12 protein-coding genes and 1 pseudogene are annotated in these 15,947 nt (G+C 54.6%); 7 read left to right on the forward strand and 6 right to left on the reverse strand.

Translation table 11 applies throughout. The annotated features are described in order from the left end of the window. Positions 1-46 precede the first annotated feature (46 nt). From HV334_RS21365 to HV334_RS21385, 5 genes are read right to left on the reverse strand one after another with little or no spacing between them, the layout of a single operon-like run. Complete coding sequence (locus tag HV334_RS21365; RefSeq protein WP_181220872.1) at positions 47-1,105, reverse strand: glycoside hydrolase family 130 protein; 1,059 nt, start codon at positions 1,103-1,105, stop codon at positions 47-49. After that, positions 1,089-2,672 (reverse strand): alpha-glucosidase, encoded by a 1,584-nt coding sequence (locus tag HV334_RS21370; RefSeq protein ID WP_181220873.1) that lies wholly within the window; start codon positions 2,670-2,672, stop codon positions 1,089-1,091. The genes HV334_RS21365 and HV334_RS21370 overlap by 17 nt, the downstream gene beginning before the upstream one ends. Before the next feature lie 11 nt (positions 2,673-2,683). Further along, positions 2,684-3,511, reverse strand: a complete 828-nt coding sequence (locus HV334_RS21375) for a carbohydrate ABC transporter permease (protein ID WP_016154601.1) — start codon at positions 3,509-3,511, stop codon at positions 2,684-2,686. Continuing rightward, positions 3,512-4,378: a sugar ABC transporter permease gene (locus tag HV334_RS21380; RefSeq protein WP_181220874.1), complete on the reverse strand. Its 867-nt coding sequence runs from the start codon at positions 4,376-4,378 to the stop codon at positions 3,512-3,514. 9 nt (positions 4,379-4,387) lie between these two features. After that, on the reverse strand, positions 4,388-5,515 hold the full coding sequence (locus tag HV334_RS21385; protein ID WP_230851712.1) for an ABC transporter substrate-binding protein: 1,128 nt from the start codon (positions 5,513-5,515) through the stop codon (positions 4,388-4,390). Positions 5,516-5,998: 483 nt separating this feature from the next. Here HV334_RS21385 and HV334_RS21390 point away from each other — a divergent pair, with 483 nt between their 5' ends. From HV334_RS21390 to HV334_RS21405, 4 genes and pseudogenes are all read left to right on the forward strand, one after another. Then, a complete protein-coding gene (locus HV334_RS21390) occupies positions 5,999-7,045 on the forward strand; it encodes a LacI family DNA-binding transcriptional regulator (RefSeq protein ID WP_181220875.1) in 1,047 nt (348 codons plus the stop codon). 25 nt (positions 7,046-7,070) lie between these two features. Continuing rightward, the gene (locus tag HV334_RS21395; RefSeq protein WP_181220876.1) at positions 7,071-8,459 is read left to right on the forward strand and encodes a phosphomannomutase CpsG; all 1,389 of its coding nucleotides are present in this window, start codon (positions 7,071-7,073) and stop codon (positions 8,457-8,459) included. Further along, positions 8,456-9,522: pseudogene (gene ugpC / locus HV334_RS21400) on the forward strand (sn-glycerol-3-phosphate ABC transporter ATP-binding protein UgpC). Before HV334_RS21395 ends, ugpC begins: the two are co-directional and overlap by 4 nt. A 141-nt stretch (positions 9,523-9,663) precedes the next feature. After that, positions 9,664-11,682: an NADPH-dependent 2,4-dienoyl-CoA reductase gene (locus HV334_RS21405; RefSeq protein ID WP_181220877.1), complete on the forward strand. Its 2,019-nt coding sequence runs from the start codon at positions 9,664-9,666 to the stop codon at positions 11,680-11,682. 56 nt (positions 11,683-11,738) lie between these two features. Here HV334_RS21405 and rlmG read toward each other — a convergent pair whose 3' ends face one another. Continuing rightward, positions 11,739-12,875 (reverse strand): 23S rRNA (guanine(1835)-N(2))-methyltransferase RlmG, encoded by a 1,137-nt coding sequence (gene rlmG / locus HV334_RS21410; RefSeq protein WP_181220878.1) that lies wholly within the window; start codon positions 12,873-12,875, stop codon positions 11,739-11,741. A gap of 83 nt (positions 12,876-12,958) precedes the next feature. Here rlmG and HV334_RS21415 point away from each other — a divergent pair, with 83 nt between their 5' ends. The 3 genes from HV334_RS21415 (at position 12,959) to HV334_RS21425 (ending at position 15,769) form a co-directional block, all read left to right on the forward strand. After that, entirely contained in the window at positions 12,959-13,459 is a 501-nt protein-coding gene (locus HV334_RS21415) for a M48 family metallopeptidase (RefSeq protein ID WP_016157533.1), read from the forward strand. Positions 13,460-13,531: 72 nt separating this feature from the next. Continuing rightward, a complete protein-coding gene (locus tag HV334_RS21420) occupies positions 13,532-14,530 on the forward strand; it encodes a Gfo/Idh/MocA family oxidoreductase (RefSeq protein WP_181220879.1) in 999 nt (332 codons plus the stop codon). A 270-nt stretch (positions 14,531-14,800) separates the two neighbouring features. Continuing rightward, positions 14,801-15,769: a TerC family protein gene (locus HV334_RS21425; RefSeq protein ID WP_016154611.1), complete on the forward strand. Its 969-nt coding sequence runs from the start codon at positions 14,801-14,803 to the stop codon at positions 15,767-15,769. Positions 15,770-15,947: the final 178 nt, after the last annotated feature.

Here is a 15,947-nt window from a genome sequence, read left to right on the forward strand (position 1 = left end):
CCCCCAGCCAGAAGGAGGTTTAGCAACCCAGGACACTCTGCGGCATTTATTTAACCCCCAGATGCCGCCACAGTTTGTCCAGCGGCATTGTCGCCAGCGCCACGCACTCATCGGCGGCGCCGTACCAGACGTGCAGCGTCTCATCGCGGATCAGCGCCCCACAGGTGAACACCACATTGCCGAAGAAGCCTTCGCGCTCGTAGGGCGCATCTGGCTCCAGCAACGGTACCGGTGATTTCGCCAAAATATGGGTCGGATCGTTGAGATCCAGCAGCAGCGCGCCGAGGCAGTAGTGCTGATCGGCATCCACACCGTGGTAGATCTCCAGCCAGCCGCGATCGGTTTTTAATACCGGCGCGCCGCCGCCTGATTTACGGCAGTCCCAGGCATCGCCGGACCGTCCCAGCAGGTGGCGATGGTTGCCCCAGTGCAACATATCCGGCGACTCGCAGATCCAGATTTCCGGATGACCGAAGTGGCACGGGGCCGGACGGGTCAGGGCGTGATATTTACCGGCGATCTTTTCCGGGAAAAAGCAGACGTCACGGTTGTCCGGGCAGAGGATCAACCCTTTTTTCTCCACCGTGACAAAATCTTTGGTCACCGCCAGCGCGGTAGAAATCCCCAGCGACGACACCGCCGAGTAGTTGATGTACGCGATATCATCGATGCGGGTGATCCGCGCATCTTCGCAGCCGAACTCTTCATATTGCGTATCGGCGATGATAAACGGCTGGCTGTCAATCCGGAAGTTCACCCCGTCGCGGCTGCGCGCCAGGCGCAGATGCGACATGGAGGTCAGCCACACCCGCGCCGGATCGCTTTTCAGCACGATCACCCGCGGATCGCTGAAATCATAGCGTTCATCGCGACGATCGAAACTCGCGGTGGCCTGTACCCAGCCCGCATCGGTTTTTTCCAACAGCGGTACGACACGCTGCTGCGGGTCGGGATTGATCACGCTTTCCGCCACCCGCAGCAGCAAAACGATCTCCCCGTCACACTCCGTTACGCCAGCATTGAAAACACAATCGACCTTCCTGCCGGGCAGTGAAGGCGTCACGTCCGCCGGGGTAATCAACGGGTTTTTACTGTGCCTGTCCATGTACTCTCCTTTTGATCAAACATTGATTCTTGCCAATCCATTGCGCGTCCTCTCCGTACAGCACTTCAGCCTCAATCTCCTGCCACGGATTACGAACGGGCGCACCAAAGTTGATGGCGACCCAGACCTGCTCCGCCGCCGTCGAACGGGTAAACCAGACGCATTCGTCAGTGAGGTTAAGCGAGTCCTGCTGTCCCTGATGCAGCGCCGCAACGCAGCGGCGCAGGGCGATCAGCAGCCGGTACTGATGCCAGAACGATGTCTCATCCTGTTGCTGGCGCTCCGCGTTAATCAGGGCGATATCGCCGCCGACGGGCATCCACGGCGCGACGGAGGAAAATCCGCCAAAGGGGGCGTCGCGCCAGGGCAGCGGCGCACGCGAACCATCCCGCGAATGTTCAATAGCCAGCGCCAGTGCCTGCTGTGGGCTGCTGCCTGCGGCAAGGGCGGTGCGGTAATGGGTTTTTCCCTGAATATCAAAAAGCTGCTCTGCCGTTTGCGGACGGTAGTCGGTCACCCCCAGCTCTTCGCCCTGGAAGATAAACGGCACGCCGCTCACCGTTAGCTGGAGCGCCAGCACTGCCAGCGCCCGCCCGGTATCGCGCTCGTTTTCGCCAAAGCGGCTGATCATCCGCGACATATCATGGCTGGAGAAAAACAGCGTCGGTAAACCCGACTGCGCAGCCAGCGTGGTTTTTAACTGGCTGAAAAGACGGGAAACATCAAAGGTTTTCTGGCTGCCGATATTAAAATTAAACACCACGTCCATCAGCTGCGGGCTTTGATAGCGGCTGAGCACGTCAGGGTCTTCGCTGCCGATTTCGCCAATCAGGAAATAGTCCCCCTGCGCCCGAACATGGGCACACAGCCGTTGCAGCGTCTCCGGGAGTCGCGGCTGATTGATGTCAAATTCATGGCGCTGCTCGCCGTTCTCTTCCGGGTTATCAGGCCCAATGCCGTCGGTAGTAAGAAAGTTGATGACGTCAAAGCGAAAACCGTCCACCCCCTGCGTAACCCAGAAATCCACCACCCAGTAAATTTCCTGTTCCACCGCGGGGTTGGCCCAGTTGAGATCCACCTGACCGGGCGCGAATTTATGGTAATAAAACTCGCCGGTGTCAGGCTCCGCGGTCCACGCGCTGCCGGAAAAGAAAGAACGCCAGTTATTCGGCTGGCGGCGAAAAAGGAAATAATCACGATAGCGGCTGTCCGGATTATTCCACGCATCGCAAAACCAGGGATGTTCTGAGGAGACGTGATTGACCACCAGATCGATAATCACCCGAATGCCTCTGGCGTGGCAGCCGTCAACCACCCGGCGAAAATCGTCGAGAGTGCCGAAACGGGCGTCAACGGCGCAGTAATCGCTGATATCGTAGCCGTTATCCACCAGCGGAGAGGGATAAAACGGCGTGATCCACACCGCACCGATGCCCAGCGCCTGCAAATAATCCAGCCGGGAAATCAGGCCCGGAAAATCGCCCAGCCCGTCGTTATTGCCGTCGCAAAACGAAGGCAGATAAATTTGATAGCAGGTACACGCCTGCCACCACGGTTGCTTTTTCACCGTCACGTTCCTTATTTCAGTGATAACGACATGCCTTCGAGGAAGTATTTTCTGAACAGAATAAACAGGACAACGATTGGCAGCATCTGCACTACCGACCCCGCCAGCACCGGTCCCAGGTAGATGCCGTAGGATTTGCTGAAGGTGGCGAGCAGCACCGAAAACGGCATTTTGTCCACTTCGCGCATCACGATCAGCGGCCAGAGGAAGTTGTCCCATGAGCTGGAAAAGGTGAACAGCGCGACAATCGCCAGAATGGATTTATTCAGCGGCATCATCACATGCCGCAAGATCCCCCACAGGCTGGCGTGATCGAGCCTTGCGGCATACAGGTAATCATTCGGCGTGCCTTTAAAGCTCTGCGAAACCATGAAAATGCCCCAGGCGCTCATCGCATACGGCAGGATCATCGCCCCGTAGCTGTTGATCAGCCCCAGTTCACGCATCAGGACAAACTGTGGAATGATGAACATAAAGACCGGGAAAACCATCTGCACAATCAACAGGTTGCGAAACGCATTTTTGCCGCGAAACTCGGTTTTCGCGACGGCATATCCCACCAGCATTGAGGTCAGCGTGACGCAGACGGTGATCGTGAGCGACACGAACAGCGAGTTAACCAGGGTGCGCAAAAAAGGTTTGTCCGCCCGGTTGCTGTTATCGAACAGAAAAGCGTAATTCTCCAGCGTCAGATGACCGGAAAACAGCCCGGTCGTGTAGATTTGCGCCGTCGGTTTCAACGAGGAGATCACCATCCAGATAAAAGGATACAGCCAGGTGAGCGCCAGCAAAAACATCACGGCGTGAATGAGCAGCGTTAAAGGAGTCAGTTTCTTCATTCACACAATCTCGATATGTTTTTCGAATACTTTGCGGAAGACCCAAATGGCGAGGAAACTGCATGCCGCAACGATAATCGACATGGTCGCCGCCCAGGTTGGCTTCATTTTCTGGAACGCCACTTCATACATCACCACCATCGGACTGGTGGTGCTGTTGAGCGGCCCGCCGCCGGTGATAAGATACGGCTCGGTAAAGATGCTGAACGCCACGGTAATCGCCAGCACCATCACCATCACGATTTGCGCGTTCATCATCGGCAGGGTAATCGCCCAACTTTGCTTAAACCTCCCGGTTTTATCCAACTGCGCCGCGCTGTAAATATCCGCGGGGATCGCCACCATCCCGGAATAGAGAATCAGCCCGTAATAACCGACGAATTTCCAGGTAACAATTAACGCAATGGATAACATGGCGCAGTCAGGGTTGGTAAACCAGGGCACAGAGATGCCGAAACTGGCCTGTAAAAATTGATTGACCGGCCCGTATTCGCTGAACAGTTTTGAAAAGACGATGGAATAGGCCACCCCCGAAGAGATATTCGCCAGTAAAAAGCTCAGGGCAATAAAACTTTTCCCGTACTTAATTTTTCGTAATCCCGCGGCAAACAGCAGCGAGGCAAGAAAGACAATCGGGATATACCACATTAAAAAACGGCACACGTTCCACATCGATTGCCAGAATAACGCGTCATGAAACACGCCAATGATATTCTGTAATCCGCTAAACGTCGGCGTGCCAATAAATTGCCAGTTCGTCATGCTGAGCACGACCAGCCAGCACAGCGGATAAAACCAGAACAGCAACGAATAACCGATCCACGTGGAGGCCAACAGGCCTCCGGTGCGGGATTCATATCCAGCCATTTTTTCCCCTTATTTCGCCAGCAACGTGTTAATTTCCTGCGCGGATTTATCGAGGGTGGCTGCCGGATCGGCGTGGTTGAAAATGACCTGCTCCAGCATCTGCGTCATGCTGCGCTGAATCTCCGTGGTTTGCGTAGTGGCCGCTGGCGGCAGCGCGACGTCCACGTAAGATGCGATCGCCTTCTCCAGCGGGTTTTTCTCAAAGTAATTCACAAACAGCGGATTACTCATTAAATCACTGCGTGCTGGCGGCATACCGGTCAGCTCCAGCCAGCTCCGGTCGTGCTCGGCGTTGTTAAAGACCCACTGAATAAACGCCCACGCCTGCGCTTTGCGCTTGCTGGAACTGAAGATCACCACCCCTTTGCTGTCGCCGAACGTATACGGATGCGCGTCGCCTTTCTCGGTGAGCATCGGCCCAATTTGCAGCGTTTTGAGGATCTCCGGATACTGCTTGTGATAGCGAGCGATATCCCACGGACCGCGCGCGGACGCCAGCACCTGTCCGGTCGCTAACGGATCGTCGGCGGCGGTGAAGTCGTAGCTGCTCCACTTGCTGTTAAAGACTTTCCCCATAAAGGTCAGTACCGCCTGTCCGGCAGGATCGGCAAACGTCGCCTGATGACCCGCGAGGTAAGGTTTACCGCCGTTTTGCGCATAATAAAGCGGAATAAAATCGAACCAGCGTTCCCACCAGTTTTTCCCGGCGGTCATCTGGATAACATAGCCGTTATTATCCGCCGCCCGGCGCTCTGCCAGCTGATAAAGCTCATCATAACGGGTCGGAACATGATCAAAACCATACTGCTTGAGTAAATCGCCCCGCCACCACCAGACGATAGGATTAATATAGATTGGCAGAACGTGTTGCTCGCCGTTTAATTGCCAGGCAGGAATAATTTTGCCCATCTGTCGGTTATTAACGAGTTCATTAAAACCACTCATTTTAGACAGGTCTTCAAGCTGACCAATTTCCACCAACTGGCTGGCAAAACCGATAAAGATATTACTGGAAATATCGGGTTCCGTGCCGGAAGCCAGCGCGTTCATTATTGCCTCTTCAGAACTGCTGGCGGCAGGAATGGGCGTAAATTCGACCGGGGTATGCGCCGGGTCTTTATTCCATTCTTTAACCATAGTATTCCAGAAGGCTTCTTCATTTTCGTTTGGTGCCACCCACATTTTAATTGGCGTTTTTGCTGTCTCTGCGGATTTTTTATCATCCGGACCGCAGCCAGAAATACAAAATGCGAATAGTACACAGGCTGTTAATTTAGGGAGGGTGCGAATAAGTACCCTCCGCAACGAAAATGAAACTTTTAGTCAATTAAATTCAATCACTTACATAGGCGTTTTTTTGCGTTTGGTGACTTATTCGCACCTTCCTTAGCTAATTTTACAACTCTCACGATAACTCTCCATTTACTTTCAATAAGTATTGATTTACCGCTACCCTGCTATTGAATGGAGCGTAAATTAACACCCCCTTTTTATGTTTAACGTTAAACAAATCACAAAACGATTTTTGTTTAACGTTAAACTTTGCATCAACGTTCAACGCAATGGACGATAGAAATAAATAATTCACGCCAATATATAAACCCAACAAATATATTAAAAATGAAAATAAACGTTAATGATAATAAAGATAAGAAACGTATTACGATAAAATCATTGGCCAAGATTATGGGTATTTCCCATACCACGGTGTCGAACGCATGGAATAATCCGGAAAAATTATCTCCGGAGCTGCGCCAGCGAATTTTGCAATATGCCAGCGAGCTTGGCTTTCAGGGACCGGACAAGCTGGCGCGCGCGCTGCGTACCGGCAAATCTGACACCATCGGCGTGATATTCAACGACTCTATGAGTTACGTGTTTATCGATCCCCACGACATTGCGCTGATGCGGGGGATCGCCGTCCAGTGTGAAGAACAAAACGTCAATCTGGTCTTGATCCCTTTGCGTAAGCGGCAACAGACGCCGCTCAACACCCTGGTTGATGGCTATATTCTCAACGCCACGCATAACAATGCGGCCATGATCCAGCACGCGCTGGCTCATGGGCGTCCGGTGGTCACGCTCGATTTTCAGTTTCCCGACCATAGCAGCGTCTCCATCGATAACGCCTGCGCCATGCGCGATATTGCCCGCTATCTGGCCGATAAAGGTCATCGACATTTCGGCATCATCGCCTTTCCGTCACAGCCCTCAGCGCAGGGAATGTGCGATCTGACCGCCCCCGTCACCGGCGACAACCTGCTGATGCTCTCCCGCGTGAATGCCTGCCGGGAGGTTTTCCAGCAGCGCGGCTTCGCCCTTGATACGTGCTGGCTGTATCAAACCCGACACGATGAAGAACACGGCGAACAGGCGGCCAAAGCGTTACTGGAAACCCATCCGGAGATCACTGCGCTTATCTGCCTTTCCGATCGCTTCGCCGTCGGCGCGATCCACTACTGCCAACGGCAGCAACTGGCGGTTCCGCAGCGGGTTGCCGTTACCGGTTTCGATAATCTCGCCGTTGAGATGGCGGGAATACGCCTGACCACCATCGCGCAAGACGCGGAAAAGAAAGGGGAAATGGCCGTCAAATTGCTGCTCACCAGAGGACCGGTGACCCACTATGAATTGCCTTACCAGCTCATCATTCGGGAGTCAGCCTGACTCATTAATTACACAAGAGTAGATTATGGATGAACTAACCTGTTTTAAAGCCTACGACATTCGCGGTGAGGTTGGCGTCAACCTGACGCCGGATATTGCCTTTCGCATCGGTCGCGCTTACGCCGCCTGGCGCCATCCGCGCCGGGTAGTGATCGGCGCCGACATTCGCCTTAGCTCGGAATCGTTAAAATCCGCCGTGACCGACGGGCTGATTTCCAGCGGCGTGGATGTTATCGACATTGGTCTGTCAGGCACCGAAGAGATCTATTTCGCCACCCGGGAACTGCGTGCCGACGGCGGCATTCAGATAACCGCCAGCCATAATCCGGCGCAGTACAATGGTATGAAGCTGGTGCGCGAAGAGGCGCGTCCGATCAGTAACGACAACGGCCTGCTGGAGATAAAAGCGCTGGCAGAGCGCAACGACTTTGCTCCGATCGTCCATCGTGGCAGCCTCATCCCTTATGATAATCGCCCCGCCTGGATTGCCTGCCTGCTGCGCTTCCTTCAGCATCCGCCGACTCGCCCGCTACGTATTGTGACCAACGCCGGACATGGCACCGTCGGGCCTGCGCTTGACGCGATCGCCGACGGACTGGCCCGTGCGGGCGTTCAGATTGAGTTTATTCGCCTGCACCATCAGCCGGACGGTCATTTCCCGGCGGGCGTGCCGAATCCGATGCTGACGGAAAACCGCCTCATCACCCAGCAGGCGGTTATCGAGAATCAGGCTGATTTCGGCATCGCCTGGGACGGCGATTTCGATCGCTGCTTCTTCTTTGATGAGTGTGGCCGCTTTATTGAGAGCTACTACCTGGTTGGCCTGTTCGCCGAGCACTTCCTGCAACGCTCCATAGGCAGTCACATCATTCTGGACCCGCGCCTGACGTGGAATACGCTGGACGTTGTAACTCGCTGCGGCGGAATCCCGGTCATCAGCAAAACCGGGCACGCCTTTATCAAAGCGCGGATGCGCCAAGAGGACGCGGTCTACGGCGGAGAAATGAGCGGCCACCACTACTTCCGCGATTTTGGCTATTGCGACAGCGGGATGATCCCACTGGTATTGCTGCTGCAAATTATCGGCAGCGACAGCCGTCCACTGTCGGCGTATATCGAACACGCCCAGGTGCGCTTTCCGGTTTCCGGCGAAATCAATCTGACGGTGGCCGATCCGCAATCGGTCATGCAATCCATCGCCGCTCACTATCTGCAAGCCGGCGGCCTGCGTGACGATTGCGATGGGTTGAGCATCGACTTCGTTGACTGGCGCTTCAACTTACGCGCGTCCAACACCGAGCCGCTGCTGCACCTGAACGTGGAAACCCGCGCGGATACGGCACTGCTGGCGCGCAAAACCGATGAACTTTTAACGCTGATTGCAGCCTGGGATTCTGACAAGGAGAGGTTATGACCGCGCTAAGCCTGAGCAATATTCATAAAGCCTGGGGCAAGAACACCATCATTGAAAATCTGTCGCTGGAGATCGCCTCCGGGGAGTTCATTGTACTGGTTGGCCCTTCCGGATGCGGGAAATCCACGCTGCTGCGGATCATCGCCGGACTGGAAATCCCCGACGGCGGTAAACTGGTGATGGGGGAAAAGAGGTCACCAGGCTTGCGGCGGGCAAACGCAACCTGTCGATGGTGTTTCAGTCCTACGCCCTCTACCCGCATATGACCGTCAGGGAAAATCTGTCATTCGGTTTACGTAATATCAACACGCCCGCCGCCGAGATTGATAAGCGGGTCGCTCACGCCGCCAGCATGCTGAAGCTGGAAGAGATGCTGGACAGGCTGCCGCAGAATCTGTCCGGCGGGCAGCGCCAGCGCGTGGCGATCGGGCGTTCTATTGTCCAGCAACCGGAACTGTTTCTGTTTGATGAACCGCTGTCTAACCTGGATGCCGCGTTGCGGGTCGGGATGCGCCAGGAGATCCAGCAGCTGCATAACACCCTGAAAAACACCATGATCTATGTAACGCACGATCAGGTGGAGGCGATGACGCTGGCCGATCGCATCGTGGTGCTTTACAAGGGAAAAATTGAGCAGGTGGGCACGCCGCTGGAGCTGTATAACACCCCGGCAAACCTGTTCGTCGCTGAGTTTATCGGCACGCCGAAAATTAATGTTCTGCCAGCGGTATGGCGTGAAGGCGCGCTGCATATCGCCGATAACCTCGTCTTCCGCCTCACCCGTCAGCCCGTAGGCGTTAGCGACGGGGACAAACTGTTTGTCGCCATCCGCCCGGAGCATATGCAGTACCAGCAGACCGGGGATTTCACATTGCAAGGTCGTACCCGGCTGTGTGAATTACAGGGCGACTCCACGCTGGTGTGGTTGGATCTGGCCGGCCACCCCGTGTGCCTGAAGTCTTTTCAACAGCTTAGCTTCATGCCGGATACACCGCTTACGCTCACCGTACAAGAGTCGCACCTGCACCTCTTTGACGGTCTGGGTAAACGACTGGCGTTCTGACCCACTTGCCCTTGCGTCCGCAGGGGCATTTTTTGAATCCCATCACAATCACGGCATTCCCCTTTTCCCTTTTACGCGGCGACGGCTAAATTATTAACTCATCCGACCACATAACAATAATTTTACATACTGGACACCTTTATGAGCTATCCGTCGCTGTTCGCCCCGCTCGATTTAGGCTTCACCACGCTTAAAAACCGCGTGCTGATGGGTTCAATGCATACCGGGCTGGAGGAGTATCCCGACGGTGCAGAACGGCTGGCCGCGTTCTACGCCGAACGCGCCCGTCACGGCGTAGCGTTAATTGTGAGCGGAGGTATTGCGCCTGCGCTTTCCGGCGTGGGGATGGAAGGCGGCGCGATGCTGAACGACACCAGCCAGCTTGCACATCATCGCGTCATTACCGACGCCGTGCATGACGAAGGCGGCAAAATCGCCCTGCAAATCCTGCATACCGGGCGTTACAGCTACCAGCCGCATCTGGTGGCACCTTCTGCCATTCAGGCGCCAATCAACCGCTTTACGCCGCATGAGCTGACGCACGATGAGGTGCTGCAGTTGATTGAAGATTTTGCCCACTGCGCTCAACTGGCGCGGGAAGCGGGCTATGATGGCGTCGAAGTGATGGGCTCGGAAGGCTATCTCATCAACGAATTCCTGACTCTGCGCACCAATCAGCGCAATGACGAATGGGGTGGCGAGTATGCCAACCGCATGCGTTTTGCCGTGGAAGTGGTGCGCGCGGTACGCCAGCGTGCCGGTAATGACTTTATTATTATCTTCCGCCTGTCGATGCTCGATCTGGTGGAAAACGGCGGAACCTTCGACGAAACCGTCCAACTGGCGCAGGCGATAGAAGCCGCAGGGGCGACCATTATTAACACCGGTATTGGCTGGCATGAGGCGCGTATTCCCACTATTGCCACCCCGGTGCCACGCGGTGCGTTTAGTTGGGTGACACGTAAGCTGAAAGGGCATGTGACGATCCCACTGGTCACCACCAACCGCATTAACGATCCTCAAGTCGCCGATGACATTCTGGCCCGTGGCGATGCCGATATGGTGTCGATGGCCCGTCCGTTCCTCGCCGATGCCGAACTGCTGTCAAAAGCGCAAACCGGGCGAGCGGATGAGATCAATACCTGTATCGGCTGTAACCAAGCCTGCCTGGATCAGATCTTCGTCGGCAAAGTCACCTCTTGCCTGGTGAATCCGCGCGCCTGCCATGAGACCAAAATGCCGATCGTTGCCGCCACTGTGCCGAAAAATCTGGCGGTTGTCGGAGCAGGTCCTGCAGGCCTCGCCTTCGCCATTAATGCCGCCGCACGCGGTCATCACGTGACATTGTTTGACGCGCATAGCGAGATTGGCGGGCAGTTTAATATCGCTAAGCAGATCCCCAGCAAAGAAGAATTCTATGAAACCCTGCGCTACTACCGCCGGATGATAGATGTGACTGGCGTGTCGCTGAAGCTGAATCACTTTGTCAGCGCACGCGATCTGTACCCCTTCGATGAAGTGATCCTCGCCAGCGGGATCGAGCCACGCATGCCACCGATCGAGGGGATCGCGCATCCTAAAGTGCTCAGCTATCTCGACGTCCTGCGCGATAAAATGCCGGTGGGCAAACGCGTGGCGATCGTTGGCTGCGGCGGGATCGGTTTTGATACCGCCATGTATTTGAGCCAGCCCGGTGAGCCCACCAGCCAAAACATTGCGGAATTCTGCGTGGAATGGGGGATCGACACCAGCCTGCAACAGCCTGGCGGCTTACGCCTGGAAGGCCCGCACTTATCCCGCAGCCCGCGCCAGATAGTGATGTTGCAGCGCAAAGCCAGCAAACCGGGACAAGGTTTAGGGAAAACGACGGGCTGGATCCATCGCGCCACCCTGCTCTCACGCGGCGTGAAAATGATCCCGGCAGTTAGCTATCAGAAAATTGATGATGATGGGTTACACGTCGTGTTGAACGGCGAACCGTTGATCTTTAACGTGGATAACGTGGTGATTTGCGCCGGACAAGAGCCGCGCCGTGAACTGGTTGATCCACTCCACGCGGCAGGTAAAACGGTACATCTGATCGGCGGCTGCGATGTGGCGATGGAGCTGGATGCCCGACGCGCTATTGCCCAAGGGACGATGCTGGCGCTGGAAATTTAACAGTATGTATTTCGTAGGCCGGATAAGGCGGTCACGCCGCCATCCGGCACACACGATTAGCGGCGGCGACCGGTTTTGACCGCTTTCAGTACCACGAATTTATTATTGGTGGCGATGGTCACGCAGTTGCCGAAAATCTTCTTCAGCTTGTGGAAGTAGTCAAGGTGACGGTTAGCCACAATGTACAGCTCACCGTTGATTTTCAGGCAGCGACGAGCGTGGTGGAACATCTCCCAGGCAATGTTATCCGTCAGCGCGTGCCTCTGGTGGAACGGTGGGTTGCACAGCACGGCGTTAAAGCGGAACGGTTCGACGCCCGACAGCGCGTTGTTGATCATAAACTCACAGCGATCCAGCGCTTCAGGCATGTTACTTTCCACGTTCAAGCGGCTTGAAGCCACCGCCATCGGCGATTCATCAACAAATATCACGTTGGCTTCCGGGTTCTTCGCCAGCAGCGTCATACCGATGACACCGTTACCACAGCCGAGGTCAACAATCTCCCCTTCGAGGTTTTCCGGCAGATGCTCGATAAAAAAGCGCGCGCCGATATCCAGTCCGGTACGGGAGAAGACGTTGGCGTGGTTATGGATAGTCCATTCGGTACCTTCCAGCTTCCAGCTTAGCGTTTGCGAGGCAGCGGCCAGCTCAGGTTTGCTGAACGTACAGTTGATTAAACGGGCTTTTTTCCACGCCAGCGTCGTGGTGGTTGGACCCAACACTTTTTCGAACAGCTCCAGCGTCGAGGTATGCACGTCACGCGCTTTTGCCCCGGCGATGATACGCGTTTGCGGCGTTACCACTTCGCGCAGCGCGCGCAGTTGCTGCTCCAGCAGCGCCATGGTTTTTGGCAGCTTAATCAGCACCACGCCCGGCGCCTGCGGGTAGTCAGCCGTACTGTCGAGGAACTTGACGCTCGACTCGGCAATATCGTTATGACGCAGGTTCTCGCGTGTGGCAAGCTCGCTGAGATAGGAGTCGCCAATGCTGTACGGCGAATGTTGCGCCAGCGCACAGCCCAGCGCGCCAAAGGTATCATTCAGGATTAGCACCGGGCCGCTAATCTCGGTATCGTCCAGCTGTTGCAGCAGATATTCATCTGCCGCTTCCCACGCCAGCAGCGGGTTAACGTCATCCGTTTCCGGGAAACGTTTAAGTGACAGCGAACGGAAACCGTTGTCTATGTGGCTCATCGGCCCTCCTGAATGGTAAAATTTCGGCGTATCCCTGAAAAGGGTGCGTGAGTATACACTTTTTATGATTGGCATGGGCAAAGATGAACCAACTAACTTATCTCCAGGGCTACCCAGAGAATTTACTTTCTCAGGTGAGAACGCTGATTGCTGAACAGCGTCTGGGCGCAGTGCTGGAGAAGCGCTATCCGGGGACGCATGATTTCGCGACCGACAAAGCGCTCTGGCAATATACTCAGGATCTGAAAAATCAGTTCCTGCGTAATGCCCCGCCGCTGAATAAAGTCATGTATGACAGCAAGATACACGTTCTGAAGAATGCGCTGGGGCTGCATACCGCCGTATCTCGCGTGCAGGGCGGTAAGCTAAAAGCCAAAGCGGAGATCCGCGTTGCCACCGTGTTTCGCAATGCCCCTGAACCTTTTTTACGCATGATCGTCGTTCATGAACTGGCGCATCTGAAAGAAAAAGAGCACGACAAAGCGTTTTACCAGCTGTGCTGTCATATGGAGCCTCAGTATCATCAACTGGAGTTCGATACCCGCCTGTGGTTAACGCAACAATCGTTAAAGCAAACTGCGTAGTCGCGCACTGGCTTTGTCTTCAGAGCATGCTAAATTGACGAAAGGATCCCTTTTCGCAGCCTGAAGGCCATTATGATACGTTTCGCAGTAATTGGCACAAACTGGATCACCCGCCAGTTTGTCGATGCCGCCCATGAAACCGGCAAATATAAGTTGACCGCGGTCTATTCCCGTAGCCTTGAACAGGCGCAGACCTTCGCCAACGATTACCCCGTCGAGCATCTGTTTACCTCACTGGAAGCGATGGCGCAAAGCGAGGCGATCGACGCCGTCTACATCGCCAGTCCAAACTCCCTGCACTTCCCGCAGACTGAGCTGTTTTTGCGGCACAAAAAGCATGTTATTTGCGAAAAGCCGCTGGCCTCAAACCTGGCGCAAGCCGAAGCCGCTATCGCCTGCGCGCGCGAAAATCAGGTCGTGCTGTTTGAAGCGTTTAAGACCGCCAGCTTGCCTAACTTCCTGCTGTTGCAGCAATCTCTACCCAAAGTCGGAAGAATCAGGAAAGCGTTTATTAATTACTGCCAGTACTCCTCGCGTTACCAGCGCTATCTGGACGGTGAAAATCCGAACACGTTTAATCCGGCGTTCTCAAATGGCTCGATTATGGATATCGGTTTTTACTGCCTGGCCTCAGCGGTTGCGCTGTGGGGTGAGCCGCAAAGCGTTCAGGCCAGCGCCAGTCTGCTGGAAAGCGGCGTAGATGCCCACGGCGTGGTGGTGATGAATTACGGTGATTTCAGCGTCACACTCCAGCACTCAAAAGTAAGCGACTCGGTGTTAGCCAGTGAAATTCAGGGTGAGCAGGGATCGCTGGTGATCGAGCATATCTCCGAGTGTCAGAAAGTGTGCTTCGTTCCTCGCGGGGGGAAAACCCAGGATCTGACGACGCCTCAGCACATCAATACTATGCTGTATGAGGCAGAGGCTTTTGCTCATTTGGTTGAATCCGGCGAAGTGGATCACCCCGCACTGGCCGTCAGCCATATCACCGCCAAACTGCAAACAGAGATTCGCCGCCAGACCGGCGTGATTTTCCCGGCAGACGAAGCGGTAATATCGCTGACTGCGTAAAAGTATGTAAAACGAATGTTGCAGGCCATTGACTGAATGCATGGCCTGTAATATTTTGTAACCCGCAAAGGGGAGTAACTTCGTTGTCGGTTGATCGTCATTACGATGTGTGAAAAACCACATCCGGTCGCCGGGCGATAACAAAGGAATACGCCATCGTATTCCTTTGTTGTTGTAAGTGAGACCTTGCCGAATGGCAAGGTCTATGCATAAAAAGCAGCGGCTAACGTCATTCGGCGTTGGCCGTTTTTTTATGCATGGGGAAATACAATGAATACTGTCGGCACACCGTTGTTATGGGGTGGCTTCGCTGTCGTGGTGGTAATTATGCTGGCCATCGACCTGCTGTTGCAGGGTCGTCGTGGCGCGCATACGATGTCAATGAAGCAGGCTGCGGCCTGGTCAATCGTTTGGGTAACGCTGTCGTTACTGTTTAACGCCGTCTTCTGGTGGTACCTGGCACAAACCCAGGGCCGCGCCGTTGCCGACCCACAGGCGCTGGCGTTCCTTACCGGCTATTTGATCGAAAAATCGCTGGCAGTAGATAACGTCTTTGTCTGGTTGATGCTGTTCAGCTACTTCTCCGTACCGCCTGCGTTGCAGCGTCGGGTACTGGTGTATGGCGTGCTGGGAGCCATTGTTCTGCGTACGATCATGATCTTCGCCGGCAGTTGGCTTATCACCCAGTTTGAGTGGCTGTTGTACGTGTTTGGTGCATTCCTGCTGTTTACCGGCGTAAAAATGGCGCTGGCGAAAGAAGATGCTTCCGGTATTGGCGACAGGCCGTTAGTACGCTGGCTGCGCGGTCATTTGCGCATGACCGATACCATCGAAGATGAAAAATTCTTCGTGCGTAAAAACGGCCTGCTGTTTGTTACGCCGCTGATGCTGGTGTTGATTCTGGTTGAGCTGAGCGACGTCATTTTTGCCGTCGACAGTATTCCGGCTATCTTTGCCGTCACTACCGACCCGTTCATCGTGTTGACCTCAAACCTGTTTGCTATTTTGGGTCTGCGCGCAATGTACTTCCTGCTGGCGGGCGTGGCGGAGCGTTTCTCCATGCTGAAGTACGGTTTGTCGGTCATTCTGGTGTTTATCGGTATTAAGATGCTGATCGTCGATTTCTACCATATCCCGATCGCTATCTCGTTAGGCGTGGTATTTGGCATTCTGTTTGTGACGCTGATTGTGAACGCCTGGGTCAACCACCAGCACGATAAAAAGCAACAAATACAGTAAGTTTCATCTGCTAGCTGAAAAGCCCGACAGCACACTGCGTGCGTCGGGCTTTTTGTTTATCATGTCAAAATAATGTTAACTCAAAGTTATAAAATATGATCTCGACGCGAAATCCAGGATATTTCGCTTCCAGAACCCTGTTCTTTCCTTATACTCAGCCATGCAAACATTTGCCTCA

Origin of the sequence: Citrobacter sp. RHBSTW-00944 (genome assembly GCF_013615435.1) — a bacterium.
In the GTDB taxonomy this organism is placed as follows: domain Bacteria; phylum Pseudomonadota; class Gammaproteobacteria; order Enterobacterales; family Enterobacteriaceae; genus Citrobacter; species Citrobacter braakii.

Coding starts and splice junctions, on each gene's coding strand:
- HV334_RS21365 (WP_181220872.1), bottom strand. CDS start 1,105: ATGGACAGGCACAGTAAAAACCCGTTGATTACCCCGGCGGACGTGACG.
- HV334_RS21375 (WP_016154601.1), bottom strand. CDS start 3,511: ATGAAGAAACTGACTCCTTTAACGCTGCTCATTCACGCCGTGATGTTT.
- HV334_RS21380 (WP_181220874.1), bottom strand. CDS start 4,378: ATGGCTGGATATGAATCCCGCACCGGAGGCCTGTTGGCCTCCACGTGG.
- HV334_RS21385 (WP_230851712.1), bottom strand. CDS start 5,515: ATGGTTAAAGAATGGAATAAAGACCCGGCGCATACCCCGGTCGAATTT.
- HV334_RS21390 (WP_181220875.1), top strand. CDS start 5,999: ATGAAAATAAACGTTAATGATAATAAAGATAAGAAACGTATTACGATA.
- HV334_RS21395 (WP_181220876.1), top strand. CDS start 7,071: ATGGATGAACTAACCTGTTTTAAAGCCTACGACATTCGCGGTGAGGTT.
- HV334_RS21405 (WP_181220877.1), top strand. CDS start 9,664: ATGAGCTATCCGTCGCTGTTCGCCCCGCTCGATTTAGGCTTCACCACG.
- rlmG (WP_181220878.1), bottom strand. CDS start 12,875: ATGAGCCACATAGACAACGGTTTCCGTTCGCTGTCACTTAAACGTTTC.
- HV334_RS21415 (WP_016157533.1), top strand. CDS start 12,959: ATGAACCAACTAACTTATCTCCAGGGCTACCCAGAGAATTTACTTTCT.
- HV334_RS21420 (WP_181220879.1), top strand. CDS start 13,532: ATGATACGTTTCGCAGTAATTGGCACAAACTGGATCACCCGCCAGTTT.
- HV334_RS21425 (WP_016154611.1), top strand. CDS start 14,801: ATGAATACTGTCGGCACACCGTTGTTATGGGGTGGCTTCGCTGTCGTG.